The sequence below is a fragment of the Haloactinomyces albus genome (assembly GCF_031458135.1).
GTDB lineage: Bacteria > Actinomycetota > Actinomycetes > Mycobacteriales > Pseudonocardiaceae > Haloactinomyces > Haloactinomyces albus.
In genome coordinates, this window is record NZ_JAVDXW010000001.1 from 2,911,518 (window position 1) to 2,932,922 (window position 21,405).

A 21,405-nucleotide genomic window follows, 5' to 3' on the forward strand; every position below is an offset into this window, starting at 1 on the left:
GGCGTAGGTGTGACATCCAAGGACGAGCTCAAGGCGCGGGTGTGCGCCGAGATCGACCGGCAGGCGGAGCGGATCGTCGCATTCGGCGACGAGATCATGCGCAATCCGGAGACCGGTTTCCGCGAGCACGACACCGCCCGACGAGTGATCAAGCAGTTCGTCGACATGGGGCTGGAGTACCGCAGTGGCCTGGCCGGAACCGGAGTCAAGGCACGGATGCCGGGGCGTTCCCGCCGCCGGACCGTGTCGATCCTCGGTGAGCTCGACTCGCTGCTGATCTCGGACCACCCGTACGCGGACCCCGGTACGGGCGCCGCGCACGCCTGCGGGCACAACGCGATGGCCGCCTCCATGCTCGGTGCGGGCTTGGGGCTGCAGCCGGTGATGGACGAACTGGACGGCGACGTCGTCCTGTTCGGCGTTCCCGCCGAGGAGTGCATCGAGCTGGACTGGCGGATGGCCCTGCGGGAAGCAGGGGACCTGGAATTCATGCTGGGCAAGGCCGAACTGATCCGGCTCGGCGAGTTCGACGACATCGACATGGCCCTGATCACGCACACCGAGGGCGCCGGTGATCCCCTGGCGACCATGAGCGGCACCGCCAACGGTTCGCTGATCAAGCGCGTGCGGTTCGTGGGGCGCTCGGCCCACGCGGGCAACGAGCCGTGGTCGGCGGTCAACGCGTCCAAGGCACTCACGCTCGCGGTCAGCGCCGTCGATGCCCAGCGCGAGACCTTCCGCGACAGCGACATGGTGCGCATCAGCCACCTGATCACCCATGGCGGTGAGGCGGTGAGCGCCATTCCGGGAGCCGCCGAAATGGAGATGATGATCCGCGCTCGCACCGTCGAAGCGATGGAGGACGCCTCGCGGAAGGTGGACCGCGCCCTGCGGGCAGGCTCCGTCGCGCTCGGGGCCGAGGTGGAGATCAACACCGTGACCGGGTACCTGCCGTTGGTGCCCGACGAGCCACTCGTGGACGTGGTGGACGCGAACAGCCGCGATATGCTCGGCGACGAGCATGTGCTGCGCCACGGTGGGCATCTGGGTAGCTCCACCGACGTCGGTGACCTCGGGCGGGTCATGCCGGTGGCGCATCCCTTCGCAGCGAGCGGCAACGATGCGCCGATGCATTCCAACGGCTATTTCGTCCGCGATCACGTGCTCGCCGCCGTGAACCCCGCGAAGTTCATGGCGATGAGTGCGGTGGACCTCCTCGCCGACGGTGCGTCGGGTGCCGAGGAAGTGATCCGCGACAGCGGGCCGAAGCTCGGCCGGGACGACTACGTCGCGCTGCGCCGCCGTCTCGACTCCGTGCGGCGCTACCGCGGCGACGAGGAATGAGCGGCTGTCGATGAGGGGTGAACGGACCGGTTGCCTCGTGGAGAGGGGTGAACGGTCCGTTCGCTCGGCGCCGTCACCCCACGTCGCGGTGCCGGAAACCGGCCACACCGGCCAGTACCAGTGCCGCTGCGAGCACGGTGAGCACGGCGAGCGGTCCTGCGGTGAACTCCGCGACGGGAAGTTGCGGGGTGTGTGTGAACGGGGAGAGTTCGGAGACCCACTCCGGCAGGCGCAGCAGCGGCCCGAAGACCCCGACGAAGATCACGCCGACCAGCGCGGCCCAGCCGAGCCCCATCGCTCTCGGAGCCAGCCCGAACAGCGCGATGGCCAGACCGACCAGGACCCAGATCGCCGGAAGGTGCACCAGTGCGGCCCCGAGCACGCGGGGCATGGTGCCGAAGTCGCCGCTCGTGCCCGCGTACACCAGCCCGGCCCCCAGTCCGGCCGCGCCGACAACCAGCACGCTCCCGGCCAGTGTGGACAGCAGGATGCTGCCCACCCAGCGCATGCGTGGCAGCGGAATGCCACCGAGCAGTTGTTCCAGCCGTCCGGATGTCTCCTCCGACCGCAGCAGCGCGACTGCCTGGAGTGCGTAGCCGGTACCGACCATGGCCGCCATCGCCATGTATGTGGCGATCATCGACTCGGTCGAGCTCTCGGCGCCGAACTGGGCGAAATAGCGCTGCGCCGTCTCGTTGCTCGCGATGAAGCGAGCCGCCTGCTCGGCGATGGCGCCAACGAACAGGCCGAACAGTCCGAACCCGACCGCCCACCCGATGAGGGTCCCGCGCTGCAGCCGGAACGCCAGGCCGAGCGATCCGGACAGGGCGGGTGTCGCGGTGGCACGACCGGGCTTCGCGCGTACCCATCCCGCGCCCTCGTCCCGCCGGGCGCGCAGCATGTAAGCGACCGCGAACAGCAGCGCGGAGAGCCCGGCGGTGAGGAGCAGCGGCCACCACCGGCCGTCGACGTAGACCCGCGTGGCCTGTGCCCATCCGATCGGGGACAGCCACGACAGGAATCCGCTTCCCGGGGAACTGTCGCTCAGGTCCCCGGCAGCGCGCAGGGCGAAGGCGACTGCGATCAGTGCGGCGGCCAGGCCCGTGGCGGCTCGGCTGTGCTCCATCAGCTGCGAGGTCACGGCGGCCACGGCGGTGAAGGTGATCCCGACCGCGGCCACCGCCGCCCCGAAGAGCAGCGATCCGGGAACGCCGAGCTGGGGCAGGGCCAGCGGTAGCCCGAATGCGAGGACGGCACCGGCGAGCAGGTTGGTACCGACGACCACGATCAGTGCTGCCGACATGGGGGCGTACCGGCCGACGACCGTGGCGCCGACGAGTTCGGCTCGTCCGCTCTCCTCCTCGGCCCGGGTGTGCCGGACGAACAGCAGGATGCCCATGAACGCGAACGCCACGGCGGTGAACCCGCCCATCTCGTTGGCGGTCATGGCGCCGTAAGTGTAGGTGTCCAGGCCGTAGCCCGGGCCGGTGAGCACCACCGTCGCCGGGTTGTTCATCAGCGCGGCACGAGCTTGCCGGGCGGCCGCACTGCCGTAGACCTCGGGAAACGAGGAGACGCTGCTCAGGAGGAACAGGGCGATCGCGCCGATCCAGACCGGGATGCGGATGCGGTCGCGCCGCAGAATCAGGCGGATCAGGGAGCCGGTTCCGGCGAGTGTGTTCACCATGCTCCCGTTCGTATGTCGTTCGAGTCGGAGCGGTCCTGCTCGTAGTGCCGCAGGAACAGTTCCTCCAGCGTGGGTGGCTGACTGGTCAGGCTGCGTACGCCGGCCGTGCTGAGGTGCCGCAGCACGCCGTCCAACGCGCTGGTGTCCGCCTCGCAGCGCACGTGGTTGCCGTCGATCCGCAGGTCGTGCACTCCGGACAGTTCGGCCAGCTCGTCCGGTGGGGTGGTCAGCTCGGCCGAGATCGAGGTACGGGTGAGGTGGCGCAGTTCGGCCAGGGTGCCGGATTCCACCGTCCGGCCGCCGCGGATGATCGTCACCCGGTCGCACAGCGCCTCCACCTCGGCGAGAATGTGGCTGGACAGCAACACCGTGCGCCCGTTGTGCCGCTCCTCGTTGATGCACTCGCGGAAGACCTCCTCCATGAGCGGATCGAGACCCGAGGTCGGTTCGTCGAGGATGAGCAGCTCCACGTCGGAGGCCAGCGCCGCGATCAGGCCCACTTTCCGGCGGTTGCCCTTGGAATAGGTGCGGGCCCGCTTACGCGGATCGAGATCGAATCGTTCCAGCAGGTCGGCCCCGCGCTGCGGGTCGATCCCACCGCGCAGCCTGCCGAGCAGATCGATCACCTCCCCGCCGGACAGGGTCGGCCACAGGGTGACGTCGCCGGGAACGTAGGCCAGGCGGCGGTGCAGGCTCGTGGCGTCGTGCCACGGATCGCCGCCGAGAAGCCGGGCCGTTCCGGCGTCGGCACGCAGCAGACCGAGCAGGATGCGGATCGTCGTGGTTTTTCCCGCGCCGTTGGGACCCAGAAAACCGTGTACTTCGCCGGTGCGCACGCTCAGGTCGAGCCCGTCGAGTGCGCGCGTCCGTCCATAGTGCTTATCCAGACCGGACACTTCGATCGTGGTGGTCATGTCCTCTCCTGCGCGCTGGTGTGGCGGCTTCGTTCGCCACACTCGTTCAAGCTACACTTGCTTCATCAATTCGTGAATATTGCGAACAAGGTAAAGTTGGCGAGGAGAGGTACACGGTTCGTCGGGAGAGGTCCACGATGGCTGAGCGCACGGACGGGCCGGGTCGTGACGAGGATGCGGTGGCGCGGTTCGTCGAGCGGTTCGGCTTGGATCTGGCCGAGGCGGGTATGCCGCGCATGGCAGCCCGCATCTTCGCGGGTCTGCTCGTCTCGGAGGACGGTAGGCGCACTGCCGCCGAACTCGCCGAACTGTTGCAGGTCAGCCCGGCGGCGGTCTCCGGTGCCGTCCGGTACCTGACGCAGGTGGGATTGGTCGCACGGGAGCGCGAGCCGGGGCAGCGGCGCGATCACTACCGGGTCCACCACGACACCTGGTACGAATCGTTCGCACAACGGGACGAGCAGTTGGGACGCTGGGAGCGCACCCTGCTCGACGGGGTCCGGGCAGTGGGAGCGGACAGTAGAGCCGGACGGCGTATCGAGGAGACCCGCGATTTCTTCGAGTTCCTGCGGAGGGAATTACCCGCGCTGATGGACACATGGCGGAGGCAGCGAGCCACCGGCCACGGGTCGGACCCGGACTGACCGGCGAGCCGGCGCGCAGAGCCGACGGCACTGCGCGCCGGCTCTGCCGAACCGCTCGATGCCTACGCGGCTCGTGTATCAGGTGACGTCGACGCCGCGCTCGTTCAGCCACGGCACCGGGTTGATCTTCCTGCCGTCGGTGTCCCACACCTCGAAGTGCAGGTGGGTGCCGGTGGAGAAGCCTCGGTTGCCCATCGTGGCGATCTGCTCGCCTGCTTCGACGCGCTCACCCTCGTCGACGGTGATCGTGTGGACGTGCCCATAGACGGTGATGGTGCCGTCATCGTGCAGAACACGGACCCACAGGCCGAAGCCGCTGGCGGAGCCCGCTTCGATGACCGTGCCGTCGGCCACGGACCTGATCTCCGTGCCCGTGTTGTTGGCGATGTCGATGCCGTAGTGCGTGGTGCCCCAGCGGCCACCGAATCCGGAAGTGAAGCGCCCTTCGGCGGGAGCCACATAATCCGGTTCCCGTGCCTCTGCGCGTTTCTTGGCGATCTGCTCGCTCTTGGCGAGCTGGCGCACCTCGGTATCGGACTCGGAGGGTTTGGCCACGGGCAGGACGTTGGGGGCGGACATGGCCCCACCCACGGCCTTGGCCGTGCTGCTCGCCGAAGCCTTGCTCGCCGGTGCCTTGCCCGCCGACGCCGTGCCGCTCTCGGTGGCGTCCTCGGTGGCCACGGAACCGAAGGAGGCCGCGACATTTTGTCCGGCTGCCAGTGGGGTGTACTCGTCGTGCCCGCTGTCGGCCTGTTCCTCATCCGCCGCCATCGCTTGGCCTGCCGCCGCGAAGGCACCTGCGGCAACGGCTGCGACCACGATGCGGCCGCGTGCTGCGGACGGCGGGGACGGGACCTTGGTCCGGACCCGTCTGCTGGGGGGATCGCTGTCCTGCGAGTCCTCCAGGGTCGGGGAAGTATGTTGGCCGCCGGGGGAGCGGTGTCGAACCAATGCTTGCCCTTCCGTCTTCGGGGAGTCCGAGCACGCTGGCCGGGTGGGGGAACCCGGGCCGGTTCGGGGTTACCGGCGCTTGCCTCGATTCGTGATCGGACCGTGATAACGGACGGGGGGACAGTAACCATGCCCATCCCCTGGGGGCAAATCCTGATCATGAGGTGCGGGCACTTCGGAGGGTGTGCTCGGAAACGGAGCGCCGGGAGACACGGTATGTGCCCGATGGCTCCGGAGGGGGTGTGCGAAACGCGACTACCTGCAGGTTTGCGATCAGGGTAGTTCTACCCGGATGGAGTAATACATGGCCGAAGCTGCTGACAGTGCGCATTTTTCCACGGGTTTAAGTGTTGTAAATCACAATGGGCTATGCGCCTGTTTGTCGTTCTCGACTACTCCGAATGGTCGTCATCCTGTGTGGTTCCGGGGGTGGAGCGCCCCGGAGCCCGATGCTGTGTGCCCGCCGCTTTCCAAGGTCAACTGCGGCAGGCCGAAAACTCCAGACCCAAGAGGGTGAATTTGACGGGCGGGGTGGCTACCGAGCCATGGTCTTCGGAGGCAACAGGACTGCACACCGGGATTTTTCCGCCGTTCGGATGTCCTCGGGCGGGCTCCCGTTCCAGCCTCGTGGTTGCTAGCGTCGGCGCGGTGAGTGTGCGGTCCGACAACCCTCCTGGAGATTCGTCCGTTCCTTCGGATATGCCAAGGGCACGCGCGGCCCCGGAGCAGCAGGACACTCCCGAACGCACCCCGATCAACCATGTGGCCGCGGCGGTCGGCATTGCAGGCCTCGGAGCTTTGCTGACCGCAGGTGCACCGCTGTTCGGGCTGGTGGCACCGCAGCGACCTCCTGCCTTCACGTCGTGGCCCATCCTGCTGGTGCTGGCCGTGCTTCCGCCGCTCCTGGCGGGCACGTTCGTGCGCGGGAAACGAATCGGTTCGGCCGTGGGGGTGCTGGTCGGCCCGGCGCTGCTGGCACCCGGACGGTTGGTTCTCGATGCCCAGTTGCTCGACGATGCGGGCCTGGCGGCACGTCCGGCACTGCTGCACCCGCATGATCTCGAACCCCTGGCACCCTCGACCGGTCTGTGGGTGCTGCTGGCGGGCCATGCCGTCACGGGCATTGCCGGGCTGGTCGCAGTCCGTGGTGGTGGTTTGTTGCCCGATCCCCTGCCCGGTTCGGAATTCGATGCGGATTCCGCTGACCAGAGGGAGATCGAACCGGTGACCGAGGAAGGCACCGGCACTCGCAGGCAGGGTTTGCTCGCCGCTGTGCTGTTTGTGACGGTGTCGGCGGCGGCCGGTTTGCTCATGCCCCGGTTCGTTTCCGAGGACCCGTACCTGCTGCCGCAGGCGGCAGTGGACTCGCCGACGTTGGTGCTGCTGGGAAGCTTGCTGATCGCGATCGGTGTGCCGACTGCGGGCGGCTTGTTCGTCAGCTCGGCCGATCCCGGCTTCGCCCGTGGCGGGTTGTTGGGACTGGCCACCGCGGTAGCGGGCATCGCCGTCCCTCCATTGCTCGCGGCCACGCTCCTGGATCGGTTGCACTACGGGTGGGGCGCGGTGCTGGCGTTGTCGGCGGCACTGGTGCTCGCCGGTCTGTCCGTGCCTGCCGGGCGGGTCACCCCGAGCCTGCGCACCGGTGCGCAGGTCACCGAAGTGCGGTTGCCCGCACTCGCCCGTCTGCTCCCGGTCGCGGGTGGGCTGGGCGTACTCACCGGTGTACTCGCGATGGCCGGTGCGGGGCTGCCGCAGTTGAACATGCCCCCCGGTGTTGGCGAGATCATGCCGTATGCGGTGCCGATGTTGCTGCCCTCGGGGGTGATGGTCACCGTCGTGGGAGCCGCGATGCTCGTACCCCGGATCGCGGCGCGAGTCCGGCCCGCACTGCCCGTCGTCTGTGCCGTTCTGCCCCTGGTGGGCGTGGCCACATTGGACACGGTGCTCACGGCTACGCAGGCGAGCGGTGCCCAAGTCGGGATCGGTGCCTGGGTGACCGGGCTCGCCGTGTTGTCGGCCGGAGCCGCGGCGCTGGTCGCGGGAGTGGCAGGCGGGATCGAGCGCGACGACGTCGATCTGACCGAACTCTCGATGCACCGCGTGGTGGCTTGGCTGTCGGTGCCTGCCGCTCTGTCGGCGTTCGGTGCGTTCAGCCTGCCGGTGGTGACGGCGCCGGACTACGTGCCGCCGGGAGTGTTCACCGACTTCAGCACGACCTCCTGGGGGTTGGTGGTGGCACTGCTGTCCGTGGTCGCCACGGTGGCGTTGGCGCCGTTCTGCCGACCGAGCCGTGCGGTGGCGCTGTTGTCCGGTGCGGTGCTGGTCGTGCTCGTACGCGTACTGGCTTTCCCGCTGACCGCGGAGCGTGCAGCGGACTCGGGCCCGGGGTGGGGACTGTGGTTCGGCCTGGTCTGTCTGGCGGTGCTGGTGGGGGCAGCGGCCGTCTCCGCGCGCGCCGCGAGCGACCACGAAAAGTGATATACCGACGATACTGTGTGAACAGCGTCAGCATCCTTTGTTGTCTTTCTCGTCACTTCCAGGATGGTTGGACGTCGGAAAGAAGGTGCTGATTCGGTCAACGGGTGCACTGTATCGATTCAATTCCGGTGGTCGACCGCCCCGGCGTGAGCGAGTTCACCGGGTGCGCCGCCCCAAGCGTCATCGCAGGTCGATATGGTCATCCGCGTCCGACACCGACGTCGCAGGAGAGTCGAGTGGACCTCTACGAGTACCAGGCGAAGGAGATCTTCGCCGCCCACGGAGTGCCGACGCTGCCCGGTTCCGTGGCAACCGATCCCGACGGGGCAAAGGCAGCTGCCGAGGAACTCGGCGGCCCCGTGGTTGTGAAAGCCCAGGTGAAAGCCGGGGGTCGCGGTAAGGCCGGTGGTGTGAAGCTGGCCGAGACCCCGGACGAGGCGGGACAGAAGGCCGAGGGAATCCTCGGGCTGGACATCAAGGGGCATGTGACGCGGCGGGTCTTGGTGACCTCCGCGTCCGACATCGCCGACGAGTACTACTTCTCGTTCCTGCTCGATCGGGCCAACCGGAATTTCCTGGCGATGGCCTCCGTCGAGGGCGGCATGGAGATCGAGGAGGTCGCGGCGACCAAGCCCGAGGCGCTGGCCAGGGTCGCCATCGACCCGATCGAGGGCGTGGACCAAGCCACCGCGCGCGAGATCGTGGCGCAGGCCAAGTTCCCCGACGAGATCGCCGACCAGGTCGCCGACGTGATCGTCCAGCTCTGGGAGGCCTTCGTGGCCGAGGATGCCACGCTGGTCGAGATCAACCCGCTGGTCAAGGACCCGCAGGGCAAGGTCATCGCGCTGGACGGCAAGGTCACTCTCGACGAGAACGCCGCCTTCCGGCAGTCGAAGCAGGCGGAGCTCGTCGACAAGGAGACCGAGGACCCGTTGGAGGCCAAGGCGAAGGCCAAGGACCTCAACTATGTCAAGCTTGATGGTGAGGTCGGCATCATCGGTAATGGTGCGGGTTTGGTCATGTCCACGCTGGATGTGGTGGCCTATTCGGGAGAGGCGCACCGGGGTGTCAAGCCGGCGAACTTCTTGGACATCGGCGGGGGCGCGTCGGCCGAGGTGATGGCTGCGGGGCTGGATGTGATCCTCGGGGATCCGGATGTCCGGTCGGTGTTTGTCAACGTTTTCGGGGGGATCACCGCGTGTGATGCGGTGGCCAACGGGATCGTGCAGGCGCTGGAGATGCTCGGTGGTGAGGCGAGCAAGCCGTTGGTGGTGCGGCTGGATGGCAACAATGTTGACGAGGGCCGCCGGATCCTGTCCGAGGCGAACCATCCTGTGGTGACAATGGTGGACACGATGGACGGCGCGGCCGATAAGGCCGCCGAGCTGGCTGCGAGGGCGTGAACGATGGCTATCTTCCTCAACGAGAACAGTAAGGTCATCGTCCAGGGCATCACCGGGTCGGAGGGCACCAAGCACACCGCGCGGATGTTGCGGTCGGGCACCGACATCGTCGGTGGGGTCAATGCCCGCAAGGCCGGGCAGAGTGTCGAGATCGAGGGTCGTGCGCTGCCGGTGTTCGGTGGTGTGGCCGAGGCGATGAAGGAGACCGGCGCGGATGTGTCGGTGGTGTTCGTGCCGCCGAAGTTCGCCAAGGAGGCCGTGGTCGAGGCCATCGATGCGGAGATCGGCTTGGCCGTGGTGATCACCGAGGGGATTCCGGTGCACGATGCGGCTTATTTCTGGGCGTATGCCACTGCCCGGGGCAATGCCACCCGGATTGTGGGCCCGAACTGTCCGGGGGTGATTTCGCCGGGCCGGTCGAATGCGGGCATCATTCCGGCCGATATCACCGCCGGTGGGAAGATCGGGTTGGTGTCCAAGTCCGGTACGTTGACGTATCAGATGATGTATGAGCTGCGTGATATCGGGTTTTCCACCTGTGTGGGCATCGGGGGGGATCCGGTTATCGGGACCACGCACATCGATGCGTTGCAGGCGTTCGAGGATGATCCGGGCACCGAGGCGGTCGTGATGATCGGTGAGATCGGTGGGGATGCCGAGGAGCGGGCCGCCGAGTACATCAAGGCCCACATCAGCAAGCCGGTGGTGGGCTATGTCGCCGGGTTCACCGCGCCCGAGGGCAAGACCATGGGCCATGCCGGGGCCATTGTCTCCGGCTCGGCGGGCACGGCCTCGGCCAAGAAGGACGCGCTGGAAGCCGCCGGGGTCAAGGTCGGCAAGACCCCCAGCGAAACCGCCCAACTCATGCGCACCATCGTCAAGGACTGAACGACCGACGTTCCCGCCGGGGCCGACGCCGAGTGCGCCGACCCCGGCAGGGGTGTCGCCTGCGCCTGCCGGGTCCATGCGTGGCATTTCGCCACGATCCGATAGCGTCGGCAGTGTCGCCCTGGTGGAGGAGTTCCGGTATCTCCGAGCTGCGGGGGCGCACCCGGTAGCAGACCTCCGGCCATGAGGAGTTCCATACCATGTCCGCGCCTTATCCAGTGCCGCAGCAGGTACCACAGCAGCAGGGTTCGTCCGGGCAGTCGTCCTCGGGGCCGGACTTGGCGTTCCTACTCGCGCTCGGGGCCGCGGGACTCGGTCTGATCGCCTATATTCTGGGATTCTTCGGTGATCAGGCGAGGACCCTGTTCACCATCCTCCCCGGATTCTGCCTCATCACCGCTGGTGTATTGGCGGGGCTGCACGTGCTGCCGAAGACTCCGAACACGATGCTTGCCGCCGCTCCGCTTGCGATGTACTCGGCACTGTCGCTGCTACTGCTGATCGCCACCGAGGGTGGGGGCGCCTTCGTGACCGTGATTCTGATTGTGGCGTTCTTGCAGCTCGCGGCGGTGGTCGGTGTCCTCCTGCTGGACACGGGAATCATGGTGGTTCCGGCCTCGAAGTCCGGGCAGGGCGGGGCGTTCGGTCAGGCGGGTGGGTTCACCGCACACCCTTATCCGGGGCAGCCGCAGCCGGGACCGCTGCCCGGGCAACCGCAGCCCGGCCAAGCTCAGCCGGGTGGATGGTACCCGCAGTCGGGGAGTCAGCCGTCGGCCCATCCGGGGCAGCCGGGGCAGCCGCAGCCGGGGCCTCAGCCCGGTCAACCCCAACCTGCTCCACCCCAGCCGGCCCAGCACCCCCAGCCGGCCCAGCACCCCCAGCCGGGCCAGTACGGCCACCCGTCGGGTGGGCCGCAAGGTACTCAGCACATGCCGCATCCGGGTCAGGATCCCCGCGACTCCTGAGCGTTCGCTTCGTCGCCGGGCCGTTCAGCGGATCGACTGGAACCGGCAGCGCGGTCCCGAGGCGGTCGCGAGTTTCACGTCAGCAGTCAGCACGGTCGTGTCCAGTGCCTCCGCGAGAGCCACGTGAGCGGCATCGTGGGGCGTGATGTTGTGGCGCAGCTCCCACATTCGATCCATGAGTTCCATATCGCCCAGCACTGCAAAGTGCTCGATCCTGCAGGCGCGGAACTCGTCGAGTGCGGCAGTGGCCACGGCGGGCGTGATCCTGCTTCCGAGAGTCAAGCCACGGATGCTGCTCAGGAACTCGAGAGGCTGATGTGCAGGCGCCGCCCAGTGCGGATCACGCATCAGCGCACTCCGAGCGCGAGCGGACAGCGCCTGGTCGGGAAGCACGACCTCGACGAGTGTGGTTGTGTCGACGATGATCATGCGTCGGCTGCGGACGCTCCGGAAGCATCGCCCTCGTCGGTGTATCCCTTGGACGCGCGCACCGCCTCCATGACCTCTTCGCCGGTCGCGGTAAAGCCCTCCACAGCGAAGTTCCGGGCCAGTTCGACGTTGCCTGCGAAGCGAGCTTCCCGCGCGATCAGTTCGCGCAGGTAGGCCTGGAGCGACTGTCCCTTGGCATGAGCACGTTCACTGAGGATGTCTCGTTACTCAGAGGGGACATTCTTGATCCGAAGTGCCACCGTACTGCGAGAATACATGCGAAAAGCATGCTCGAAAATTGCTCGAGGCGTGCTGCCCGATAGGGTGAAGAGGCGGCGCGTCGTGATCCATTCGGCGTAGCGCCGGTGCGACGGTCGGCGGTGTGATACCAGGTGGCGTTGAAACCACACCGGACTCGGCCCCACAGCGCGGTACCGAGCGTGTTTTCCTCCGGAACCGTCCCGGCGTACGAGCGAAGCCTCTGCTCGCCGAGACCGGCTTGGCGCTGCTGACGGGCTACCTCGCAGTCGCCGCCGTGCTCGCGATGGTGATTGCCACGGCAGAGGCAGCGCGTTTCTCCGTGATCACCGTGCTTGCCGCAGCCCTGCCGGGATGGCTGGCCACCTTCCAAGTGCCGTTGCGGCTCACCGGTTCCCCGCTCACCGCGCTGCCGTTGCTGCCGACGGTGCTCGTGATGCTGTTGATCGCCGTTGCCTCCGCGCGAGTGGCGCGGCGATCGCGGATGCGGCATCCGAAGCAGGCAGTGTGGGTGATCCTCACGATGGGGGCCTCGCACGCCGTGTCCGGAGCGGGTGCCGCACTGGTTGTCGGTGGATTCCGTGGGCCGGTGGAGGTTGCTCCGGTCGAGGCGGCGATGTGGTGCGGGATGGTGGCCGCGGCCGCTTCGACTCTCGGCCTGATCCGGCGATGCGGAATGCTTTACGTGGTGTGGGAGCGCGTCGACGGTGAGGTATGGCGTGGCCTTCGTGTCGGGCTGCTGGCCACGGTCACGATGCTCGGTGTGGGAGTGTTGGTGGTCGCCACGGCCGTGGGCCTGTCGATGGCGAAGCTCCAGGCTGTGACGGAGCGAATCGGGTCGGCCGGTGACATCTTCGGCACCGTCGTACTGTCCGTGCTCTACCTGCCGGATGCGGTGCTCGCGGGCTGGTCGTTCGTGACGGGGGTCGGCCTGTCGGTCGGTGATCTCGCGTTCCGGCCGCTGTGGGGCAACCCCGGAGCGCTGCCGGACGTGCCGCTGTTGGCGCTCCTGCCTACGCATGAGCCCGCGCTGTGGTGGACGGCCGGGTTCGTCCTGCCGGTGGCTGTGGGTGGTCTCGTGGGCGTGCTGTGCAGGCATGTGCACGAGAGCCCGTATCGCCGAATGCGGGTGGTCGCACTGTCCACGCTGGTTGTGGCCGCGTCGATGGCGGTGTGGGCGGTGATGGCCGGAGGACGTCTCGGTGACGGCAAGCTGGGTCCGATCAGCCTCCATCCGTGGACGCTGATTCCGGCCACGTGCTGCTGGATCGCGGTTCCCGCCGCGGCCACGGCGTGGTTCGCGGGACCGTGGCGGCACGGTGCACTCACTCCGCCGGAAAACACGGCCGCGGAGATCGCGGGGCAGGATTCGAGCGCCACCGAACCGGATGCGACCGAGGCGAGCGACACGGAGAGCGCCGAGGACGGTGGTGCCGGGAACGGCGATGCTGGGGACGGCGGTGATGCCGATGGTGCCCCGGAGGACGAGTACGCCGAGTACGCCGAGGACGCCGAGGCTGCCGGGGCAACCGAGGAGAAAGCCGAGGGCAGCGGCGAGGACGGTGCCGATACCGCTGTGGGCACCACGAATACCGAGGCGACCACGGACGACGACCTGCCGGACGACGACCTGCCGGAGGACGACCTGCCGGAGGACGACCTGCCGGAGGACGACCTGCCGGAGGACGCGGAGTTCATCCTGGAACAACTCGACAGGGAACTCGAGGAGTTCGACTCCGCGGATTTCGACACCGACGAGGATCGCCACCGGTGAGGGCTGAACCACTCGACGGGGACCTGGCGATGAAGGCCGAGAACCGGACGCCTACTCTGCACCGTGCAATCCGTCAGCGTGGCATCATTCCCGGGCTCTTGCTGCCCGCGGTGCACGATGCCCCGGCATGGTCAGGAGCAACCGCTGAGCGCTGCGACCCCGCCTTCTCGTGAGCCGGACGAGGACCACGCCCCGGAAGAGGACCGGCCGTCCATGCGGATCAGAACATCCCAACCGGCGCGGGTCGTCGTGTTGGTGTCCGGATCCGGAACCCTGCTGCAAGCATTGCTCGAAGCCACGTCCGATCCGGAGTACCCCGTACAGGTGGTGGCGGTGGGGGCCGACCGTGCGGGGATCGAGGGGACCGCGCGTGCCGAGCAGGCCGGAATCCCCACGTTCACCCATCGGCTGAAGGACTACCCGAGCAGAGCCGAGTGGGATCGGGCGCTGGCCGACTCGTGCGCGGCCCATGCCCCCGACCTGGTGCTTTCGGCCGGGTTCATGAAGCTTGTCGGCGAGGATTTCCTCGCTCGTTTCCAGGGGCGGTATCTCAACAGCCATCCCGCGCTGCTGCCGTCGTTTCCCGGGGTGCACGGTGTCCGGGATGCCCTGGAGTACGGCGTCCGGGTCACCGGCTGCACCCTGTTCATGGTGGACGCCGGCGTCGACACGGGGCCGATCCTGGCGCAGGAGACGGTCGAGATACGGCCCGATGACGACGAGGCAAGCCTGCACGAGCGGATCAAAGCCGTCGAGCGGCGGCTACTGGTGAACACTCTGGAACAGCTGAGCAGGCACGGCTGGACCGTGCGGGGAAGAAAGGTGAGTATCGGCGTGACCACGAACTCGCAGGAACGGCGACCGGTTCGCCGCGCGCTGATCGGTGTGTCCGACAAGGACGGCCTGCTGGAGCTGGCCACCGGGTTGCATGCCGCCGGAGTGGAGATCGTCTCCACCGGCGGGACCGCCCGGACCATCTCGGCAGCGGGAGTGCCCGTCACGCCGGTCGAGGAGGTCACCGGCTTTCCCGAGGCCCTGGACGGCAGGGTCAAGACACTGCATCCGCGGGTGCACGCGGGGCTGCTCGCCGATCAGCGCCGCCCGGAGCACGCCGAGCAACTGGCACAGCTGGACATCGCCCCGTTCGACCTGCTCGTGGTCAATCTCTACCCGTTCGTGCAGACCGTGGACGCGGAGGACGGTCGATCGGAGGCAGGTCGGGAGAAGATCGTCGAGAACATCGACATCGGCGGGCCTGCGATGGTGCGTGCCGCGGCGAAGAACCACGCGAGCACGAGTGTCGTGGTGGATCCGAATCGCTACGAGTGGGTGCTGGAACAGGTCCGTGCGGGTGGTTTCACCCTGCAGGATCGGGAGCACCTGGCGGCGGCGGCGTACCGGCACACGGCTTCCTACGACATCGCGGTGGCGAACTGGATGAGCCGGACGCTGGCACCGCAGGACGACGAGGCCTTCCCCGGCTGGATGGGTGAGACCTGGGAGCGTCGGTCCGCGCTGCGCTACGGCGAGAATCCGCACCAGCCTGCCGCCCTGTACGTCTCGGGGGGAGCCGCCACCGGCCTCGCTGCTGCGGCGCAACTGCACGGCAAGGAGATGTCGTACAACAACTACGTGGACGCCGACGCCGCATGGCGTGCCGCCCACGACCATGCCGAGGCGTGTGTCGCCGTCATCAAGCACGCCAATCCCTGCGGGATCGCGGTGTCGTCCCAGGACATCGCGGCGGCACACCGCAAGGCTCACGAGTGTGACCCGGTGAGCGCCTTCGGTGGTGTGATCGCGGCCAACCGCGAGGTTTCGGTTGCGATGGCCGAGCAGATCGCGGAGGTGTTCACCGAGGTCGTCGTGGCCCCCGGTTATGCTGAGGGTGCGGTGGATGTGCTGATGCGGAAGAAGAACGTGCGCATTCTGACGGCACAGCCCCCGCAGCCCGGACGTGTGGAGATGCGGGCGATCTCCGGTGGTCTGCTGATGCAGGGCTCGGATGCCATCGACGCCACCGGTGACGCTCCGGCGGACTGGACGCTGGCCACGGGTTCACCGGTGGACGCGGCGACCCTGCGCGATCTCGAGTTCGCCTGGAGGACCTGCCGTGCGGTGAAGTCGAACGCCATTCTGCTGGCCGATGACGGGGCGACGGTCGGTGTCGGCATGGGCCAGGTCAACCGCGTGGACTCGGCGCGCCTGGCGGTTTCGCGGGCCGGTGATCGGGTACGGGGTTCGGTGGCCGCTTCCGATGCGTTCTTCCCGTTCCCCGACGGTTTGCAGGTGCTGTTGGACGCGGGTGTGCGTGCGGTCGTGCAGCCAGGTGGTTCCGTACGTGACAACGAGGTCACCGCTGCCGCCGAGGCCGCGGGGGTGTCCCTCTACCTGACCGGCACTCGCCACTTCGCCCACTGAGTCCGATGTCGCGTGAGGGGCCGCGCGGCCGCATGGACGATGCGGCGCGCGGAACCCACGCTTCGCGGATGGTGAGGCCGCTCCTGCCGTTTCTTCGGCCTCGGGGCGAGGCCGACGACCGGGCCCCTCAGCGGCGGGAGGGGCCCTCGTCGACGTCGGATCGCTGCTTGCCGCGCTCCGGTGACTGCTGCCGCTCCTCGGTTTCGGCCTTGTGCGGCAGGTGCTCCCGCTGCCTCGAGGCACCCGTCGTCACCTGCGCCTCACTCGGCGATACTCCTTCCCGCCGTGCCTGCCGGGCTCGTTGGCGCCGTTGCTCGTTGTCGCCTTCTGTTCGCTTCCTCGTCATGTCCATCGGATACCCCGGACACTGCGGGGCATCACAGGGTTTTCGAGGTCATCGGGGAAATTCGTTGCGATTGGCCGGTTGTGCTCGAACCGGCCCTCCATCGCGCCGGTGAGCCCTTCCTCCGAGCATCCGGATCAGCGGAAGGTTCGGCAGCGCGAACGGAGGACCCGCGGTTGATGGTCACCGGAGGCCGAGAGCTTCACGGGAGGCTCACGAGAGTGTTGCAAGATTGCGACGCACCGACCCGAACTTCCGTGCCGCGACCATTACCATTCCGACGTGGCCGAGGGTGACTTCACCGAGAACACACAGCCGAGCTTCGAGATCGGCAAGGACGGGCTGAGCGGCATCGTCGTCGGGATGGACGGCAGCCCGGCCAGTTTCCATGCCGCCGCGTGGGCCGCCGGGCTCGCGCGGCGGGAGCGTGCACGGCTGGTGCTGGTCTACGTCGAGGCGGTCGCCGGGGTCGCCTACTGGTCACCGATGGGGGTGGCGGTGGCCAGTGAGGCGGCCGAGAGCCTGGTCGAGGAACTGCGGAAGGAAGTCATCGCGCACCTGCGATGGATCGACATCGACTGGGATTTCATCCATCACCGGGGCGACCCCGCCGTCGGGCTGGAGCAGGTGTCCGAGCAGTACCGGGCCGATCTCATCGTCGTGGGCCGGTCCCGCCGCCGTGGCGGTTTGCTCGGAACCGTGCCCGCGACGCTCCTCGTCGAGGCGGTGCGTCCCGTTGTCGTCGTCCCCTGAGCGCGCCCCCTGAGCACGGCCCCTGAGCGGGCGTCGACGCCTGGCCTCGGTACGGGTGGGGTTGGTCAATTTCGCGAGAAATTGACCAACACCACCCGGAGGCAGGATCAGCCGGACACCGCCTAATCCATGGAGGGGCGCGGCGGTGCCTCATTGCCGGTCAGGGCGATCAGTGTTCCGTTGGCCACCAGGTCGCCGACCGCTGCGGGCAGGACATAGGCCGTGCCGCCACCCTGCTGTTCGAACCACGGCACCGCCGTCCCCCGCAGCACCTGGATCGGCCGCTGTACTCGGTAGGCGAGGTAGCTCCGGTTCGCCCACTGCGGAGGCAGTGAACGCTGGGTGTACGGCGTGCGGATCGCATAGGTCACGTTGCCGCTCGGTTCGCCGAAGCGGTCGAGATCGGTGCCCGGCTGCAGGACCACGGTGCGCCGGTCCCGGTACAGCGTCAGTGGCGGCTCACCGCGCAATGGCTCGATCGGCTGCTGGGGAGCCTGCCCGTTGAGAGCCTGTCCCGAGGGTGCCTGACCGGCGGGTACCTGCCCGGCGGGTGCGGCCTGCGGCGGACGCGGCGGTTCGCCGGGGCCTGCCTGCGGCGGCCGGTGGAGTGCCCCATTGGGGCGTGCCGGTGGCTCGCCCGGGCCACCCGCCTGCGGCGGACGCGGCGGCTCTCCCGGGGTGCCCGGGTGGGGCGGGCCCACCCCACCGGAAACGCCCGGACCCGACTGCCACTGGTCGGCGCCCGTCGAGCCGCCGGGCGGGGGCGGGGTCGCGGGAGCAGGAGGCAGGTCCGTTCGGGGCTGGCGTTTCGGCAACGGCGGGATGCCCTGTCCGGGCGTTGTGGGGCCACCGGAGGCCGGTTCGGCAGGCGGTGGTGGCGCAGGGTTCATCGGAGGGGCCTGCCGAATACGGGTGGGCTCTTCGCCCACGGCGGCCTCGTCGCGCATCGCGGAATCGTTGTCCCGAGCTGCGGGACTCTCGGGTACTTCGGAAGGACCCTCCTCCTGCGATGGAGGCTGGTTCGCCGTGAACAGGAAGTGGCCGTCCGGTTCTTCCGTGGGGCGATGCTGTGAATCGGCGGACGGGCGAGGCGGCAGGTCGACCAGTGCCGGGGTTTCCCGGTGTGGCTCTGCCGTCGTGCTCGCGGACTCGGTGGATCCGGTGGCTTCCGCGGAAACGGCGGGTTCGGGAGAGCCCACGAACTCGGCGGGGTCGTCCGGCGCCGAGGACCCGGCGGATTCCGGGGAGTCGCTACGGGTGTTCTCGGATGCCGAGGTGGCCTGCGACATCAGCAGACTGCCGAGTAAGTGGGCCGCCGCCTGTTCGGGCCGCGCGAAACGCAGCTCATCCGGAGAATCCTCCGGTCCGGTGACGACCCAGTCGGATCCCTCGTCCATCAGGCACCAGGCATTGTCGGCGCGGCTGCCGATGCGGTAACCGTCCGGATCCACGCCGAAATCGGAAAGCCGGTCGTGCAGCCGGGCGAAGACAAGGTCCGAGTCGGACGCGTCGAGCTCATCGTCGTCATCGGGGCGCCCGTGCCGTGCGACGGATCCGACCTCGATGTGCGATTCGGGCTCGGGGCGCCACGACTCCTGCTCACCCGTGCCGAAGTCCGCGTCACGAGCATCGTCGGTCCCGGACTCCTCGAGTCCGAGGCCGTCGACTCCGAGATTGTCGGCTTCGAGTTCATCGGCATCGCGACCGTTGGTGCTTGCGTCATCGGTGCCGGGGCCGTCCGCTGCTTCCGGCGCGACGTCACCGAGCGGTGGAGCCGAAAGCGCATCGTCAGCGGCGACGGGCTCATCCGGCCGACGATCGATCGGCGCCTCCGCGGCGGAGTGCTCGAAAGCGTCCCCGTACTCGCCGGTTCCGTGCCCGTCGGCCCCGGAAGCGTCCTGTTCCCGGAACGCCGCCGACATGCGATCGTCGGGCGCCCCGGTCTCCACCCCGGTCTCCGGGGCGGGCTGATCGAACAGCGCGCTCACCGCTGCGTCCCGGGTGTGATCGTCGATTTCGGGCAGCGTGAATTGCCCGCTGCGGATGTGCTCCAGCAGTTCGGGGTCGGGGGGAAGCCCGTACTGGGCGAGATAGTAGGGCAGTGCGCCCTGCCACAGCCAGGTTCCGTCGGTGTGCCAGGTGGCAGGCACCACGGCGGAATGTTCGGGATCGAGCCGGTCGGGCTCGTTGTCCCGGGAAGCGAGCACGATCGGCGCGTTCTCCAGATACTGGCGCAGCGAACCGCTTTCCTCCGGAGGCACCGGTGTCCGGGTTGCGACCAGTGGCCGTCCCTGTTCGTCGATACCGTCGAAGACCCTGGCCGTCCGGAAGGAGCGCCCCCGGAAGGGCTGGTCACCGAAGAGCTGGTCACCATCGGCGGCACCGCTGCCGCCGCCGACAGCATCCCCGTCCGCGTCGCTCACGGCATCCTGCGGCCCGGTGAAGCCGTCCTCGGGTGCGGGCTGTACCGGTTGCGGCGCAGAAGACTGTACCGCGCCGCTCCCGGAGGAGCCGTCCAACTTCGCTCGCATCCAGTCCGGCACGTTCTCCTCGGAACGCGGGTAGCGGTGCAACTCGTCCACATAGGCGGCGCGGGGCAGCGGTTGCTGCCACTGCGGCTCCTCGTCGAAGTTGATGTCGATCCGGTAGCTCGATGGGCGCTCCACGATGTACAGAGCGCTGATCCACGTACCCACGTCCGGCCGGTACATCCCCTCTCGGAGATGTTCGAAGATGCCGAGCAGGTCCTCGGGCGGCTCCCACGTTTCGGTACTGCCGTCCTGCCGGGCGGTTTCGCCGAGCAGGTCGTGATAGTCACCCGTGGCGCGGTACTCGACCGTGATCTGTTGCCAGTCCTCGGGTGCTCCCTGTAGCAGCAGGACTCCGATCTTGCGTGCGATCTGCTCCTGCTCTTCCGGACTGATCGCTGTCGGACGCGACATAGGTGTCATCCTCCCCCTCTCGACCGGGCACACCGACTCCGCCCCACGGTGACGTTACTCGATGCCTGCGATCACATGTCAGTTCCATCGGGCTTCGATGCCGTCGGCGCAGTACAGGAACTCCCGAGCTGTCGTGTGTGCCGACTTGTCACCTACCACACAGGTGCCCCCCGAACCGGCGAGACTAGCGGATACTGTCCGCACGTGAGCACCCGATCCGTTGCCGAGCCCTCCCGCCGTATCGAGCCGAAACTGCGACGTGGTCTCGGGCTCGTCGCGGCGATGGGGGTGGGCGCCGTTCTCGCGGTGCAGTCCCGGATCAACGGAGCGTTGGGAGCGCGGCTGGAGGACGGCCTCGCCGCTGCCGTGATCTCCTTCGGAGGCGGGTTGCTCATACTGGCCGTTTGCACGGCGGTGGTTCCCCGAGCCCGGCGTGGATTCCGCTTGCTCGCGGACACACTCCGGTCCGGTGTCGGCCTGCGGCCGTGGCAGTGCCTCGGCGGAGTGTGCGGCGCGTTCCTCGTGCTCAGTCAGGGCATGGCGGCCGACGTGCTCGGCGTCGCTCTGTTCACCGTCGCGGCCGTGGCCGGGCAGGTGGTCAGCGGGATGGTGGTGGACCGGTTCGGGCTCGGCCCGGGCGGCAAGCAACACGTGACCCCCACTCGGGTGATCGGTGCGGTACTTGCCCTGGTGGCTGTGGTGATCGCCGTGTCGGCCCGGCTCGAGGGAGCACAGGCGAGTTGGCTGGTGGTGTTGCCCGCGCTCGCGGGGATCGGTGTTGCTTGGCAGCAAGCCGTGAACGGTCGGGTCAACCAGACCGCGGATTCGGCGGTCTCGGCGTCCACCCTGAATTTCGCCACCGGCACGGTCGCACTGGTGCTGGCGTGGTTTGTGCTGATCGCAGCGCGTGGCCTGCCGGACTCGTTTCCCGGCGAGCCGTGGCTGTATCTCGGCGGACTGCTCGGCATTTTCGTCATCGGTGGTGCGACCGTGCTCGTGCGCTACACGGGAGTATTGCTGCTGAGCATGGGCATGATCGCCGGGCAACTCGTCGGTGCGCTGGTGCTCGACCTGACCGTGCCCACTCCCGGCACCACGGTGGGGGCCGCCACCGTGGTCGGCGTCGCCCTCACCCTCGTGGCGGTCGCGATTGCCGCGATGCCGGAAGGGGCGAGGAACGCGCTCGCGCGAAATCTGCGACGATGAGCAAC

At 68.2% G+C, this 21,405-nt stretch carries 16 protein-coding genes and 1 pseudogene; 11 read left to right on the forward strand and 6 right to left on the reverse strand.

Going from position 1 to position 21,405, the window contains the following annotated elements; translation table 11 throughout:
• Nucleotides 1–9: 9 nt before the first annotated feature.
• On the forward strand, nucleotides 10–1,344 hold the full coding sequence (locus JOF55_RS13775; protein ID WP_310274225.1) for an amidohydrolase: 1,335 nt from the start codon (nucleotides 10–12) through the stop codon (nucleotides 1,342–1,344).
• Nucleotides 1,345–1,417: 73 nt separating this feature from the next.
• Here the strand turns inward: JOF55_RS13775 and JOF55_RS13780 are convergent, their stop codons facing one another.
• The gene (locus JOF55_RS13780; RefSeq protein ID WP_310274227.1) at nucleotides 1,418–3,031 is read right to left on the reverse strand and encodes an ABC transporter permease; all 1,614 of its coding nucleotides are present in this window, start codon (nucleotides 3,029–3,031) and stop codon (nucleotides 1,418–1,420) included.
• Nucleotides 3,025–3,945, reverse strand: coding sequence for an ABC transporter ATP-binding protein (locus JOF55_RS13785; RefSeq protein WP_310274230.1), 921 nt, complete (start codon nucleotides 3,943–3,945; stop codon nucleotides 3,025–3,027). The genes JOF55_RS13780 and JOF55_RS13785 overlap by 7 nt, the downstream gene beginning before the upstream one ends.
• Nucleotides 3,946–4,082: 137 nt before the next feature.
• Here JOF55_RS13785 and JOF55_RS13790 point away from each other — a divergent pair, with 137 nt between their 5' ends.
• Nucleotides 4,083–4,589 carry a GbsR/MarR family transcriptional regulator gene (locus JOF55_RS13790; protein ID WP_310274233.1) on the forward strand — a complete coding sequence of 169 codons (507 nt, stop codon included), beginning with the start codon at nucleotides 4,083–4,085 and terminating at the stop codon, nucleotides 4,587–4,589.
• 78 nt (nucleotides 4,590–4,667) lie between these two features.
• On the opposite strand, the gene JOF55_RS13795 is transcribed toward JOF55_RS13790, so the two are convergent.
• Nucleotides 4,668–5,408, reverse strand: a complete 741-nt coding sequence (locus tag JOF55_RS13795) for a M23 family metallopeptidase (protein ID WP_310274235.1) — start codon at nucleotides 5,406–5,408, stop codon at nucleotides 4,668–4,670.
• 831 nt (nucleotides 5,409–6,239) lie between these two features.
• Between JOF55_RS13795 and JOF55_RS13800 the strand changes: the two genes are divergently transcribed.
• From JOF55_RS13800 to JOF55_RS13815, 4 genes are all read left to right on the forward strand, one after another.
• Nucleotides 6,240–8,018, forward strand: a complete 1,779-nt coding sequence (locus JOF55_RS13800; protein ID WP_310274237.1) for a hypothetical protein — start codon at nucleotides 6,240–6,242, stop codon at nucleotides 8,016–8,018.
• A gap of 236 nt (nucleotides 8,019–8,254) precedes the next feature.
• A complete protein-coding gene (gene sucC, locus JOF55_RS13805) occupies nucleotides 8,255–9,421 on the forward strand; it encodes an ADP-forming succinate--CoA ligase subunit beta (RefSeq protein WP_310274239.1) in 1,167 nt (388 codons plus the stop codon).
• Between the two features lie 3 nt (nucleotides 9,422–9,424).
• Nucleotides 9,425–10,309, forward strand: a complete 885-nt coding sequence (gene sucD / locus JOF55_RS13810) for a succinate--CoA ligase subunit alpha (protein ID WP_310274241.1) — start codon at nucleotides 9,425–9,427, stop codon at nucleotides 10,307–10,309.
• A 200-nt stretch (nucleotides 10,310–10,509) separates the two neighbouring features.
• Nucleotides 10,510–11,274 carry a DUF5336 domain-containing protein gene (locus JOF55_RS13815; protein WP_310274242.1) on the forward strand — a complete coding sequence of 255 codons (765 nt, stop codon included), beginning with the start codon at nucleotides 10,510–10,512 and terminating at the stop codon, nucleotides 11,272–11,274.
• Between the two features lie 24 nt (nucleotides 11,275–11,298).
• Here the strand turns inward: JOF55_RS13815 and JOF55_RS13820 are convergent, their stop codons facing one another.
• A complete protein-coding gene (locus JOF55_RS13820; RefSeq protein ID WP_310274245.1) occupies nucleotides 11,299–11,703 on the reverse strand; it encodes a type II toxin-antitoxin system VapC family toxin in 405 nt (134 codons plus the stop codon).
• A gap of 382 nt (nucleotides 11,704–12,085) precedes the next feature.
• On the opposite strand from JOF55_RS13820, the gene JOF55_RS13825 reads away from it, so the two are divergent.
• The 3 genes and pseudogenes from JOF55_RS13825 to purH all read left to right on the forward strand — a co-directional run bounded on the left by JOF55_RS13825 (nucleotide 12,086) and on the right by purH (nucleotide 16,156).
• Nucleotides 12,086–13,735 (forward strand): cell division protein PerM, encoded by a 1,650-nt coding sequence (locus JOF55_RS13825; protein WP_310274247.1) that lies wholly within the window; start codon nucleotides 12,086–12,088, stop codon nucleotides 13,733–13,735.
• A 213-nt stretch (nucleotides 13,736–13,948) separates the two neighbouring features.
• Nucleotides 13,949–14,524: pseudogene (gene purN, locus JOF55_RS24470) on the forward strand (phosphoribosylglycinamide formyltransferase); the annotation flags it as partial.
• A gap of 45 nt (nucleotides 14,525–14,569) precedes the next feature.
• Nucleotides 14,570–16,156: a bifunctional phosphoribosylaminoimidazolecarboxamide formyltransferase/IMP cyclohydrolase gene (purH, locus tag JOF55_RS13830; RefSeq protein ID WP_374727490.1), complete on the forward strand. Its 1,587-nt coding sequence runs from the start codon at nucleotides 14,570–14,572 to the stop codon at nucleotides 16,154–16,156.
• Between the two features lie 127 nt (nucleotides 16,157–16,283).
• Here the strand turns inward: purH and JOF55_RS13835 are convergent, their stop codons facing one another.
• Nucleotides 16,284–16,502, reverse strand: coding sequence for a hypothetical protein (locus tag JOF55_RS13835; protein ID WP_310274251.1), 219 nt, complete (start codon nucleotides 16,500–16,502; stop codon nucleotides 16,284–16,286).
• Nucleotides 16,503–16,781: 279 nt separating this feature from the next.
• Between JOF55_RS13835 and JOF55_RS13840 the strand changes: the two genes are divergently transcribed.
• On the forward strand, nucleotides 16,782–17,252 hold the full coding sequence (locus JOF55_RS13840; RefSeq protein WP_310274253.1) for a universal stress protein: 471 nt from the start codon (nucleotides 16,782–16,784) through the stop codon (nucleotides 17,250–17,252).
• Nucleotides 17,253–17,374: 122 nt separating this feature from the next.
• On the opposite strand, the gene JOF55_RS13845 is transcribed toward JOF55_RS13840, so the two are convergent.
• The gene (locus JOF55_RS13845) at nucleotides 17,375–20,194 is read right to left on the reverse strand and encodes a glycohydrolase toxin TNT-related protein (RefSeq protein WP_310274255.1); all 2,820 of its coding nucleotides are present in this window, start codon (nucleotides 20,192–20,194) and stop codon (nucleotides 17,375–17,377) included.
• 204 nt (nucleotides 20,195–20,398) lie between these two features.
• Between JOF55_RS13845 and JOF55_RS13850 the strand changes: the two genes are divergently transcribed.
• The gene (locus JOF55_RS13850) at nucleotides 20,399–21,400 is read left to right on the forward strand and encodes a DMT family transporter (RefSeq protein WP_310274256.1); all 1,002 of its coding nucleotides are present in this window, start codon (nucleotides 20,399–20,401) and stop codon (nucleotides 21,398–21,400) included.
• Nucleotides 21,401–21,405: the final 5 nt, after the last annotated feature.

Coding starts and splice junctions, on each gene's coding strand:
- sucD (WP_310274241.1), top strand. CDS start 9,425: ATGGCTATCTTCCTCAACGAGAACAGTAAGGTCATCGTCCAGGGCATC.
- JOF55_RS13785 (WP_310274230.1), bottom strand. CDS start 3,945: ATGACCACCACGATCGAAGTGTCCGGTCTGGATAAGCACTATGGACGG.
- JOF55_RS13835 (WP_310274251.1), bottom strand. CDS start 16,502: ATGACGAGGAAGCGAACAGAAGGCGACAACGAGCAACGGCGCCAACGA.
- JOF55_RS13820 (WP_310274245.1), bottom strand. CDS start 11,703: ATGATCATCGTCGACACAACCACACTCGTCGAGGTCGTGCTTCCCGAC.
- JOF55_RS13780 (WP_310274227.1), bottom strand. CDS start 3,031: ATGGTGAACACACTCGCCGGAACCGGCTCCCTGATCCGCCTGATTCTG.
- JOF55_RS13845 (WP_310274255.1), bottom strand. CDS start 20,194: ATGTCGCGTCCGACAGCGATCAGTCCGGAAGAGCAGGAGCAGATCGCA.
- JOF55_RS13815 (WP_310274242.1), top strand. CDS start 10,510: ATGTCCGCGCCTTATCCAGTGCCGCAGCAGGTACCACAGCAGCAGGGT.
- JOF55_RS13790 (WP_310274233.1), top strand. CDS start 4,083: ATGGCTGAGCGCACGGACGGGCCGGGTCGTGACGAGGATGCGGTGGCG.
- JOF55_RS13800 (WP_310274237.1), top strand. CDS start 6,240: ATGCCAAGGGCACGCGCGGCCCCGGAGCAGCAGGACACTCCCGAACGC.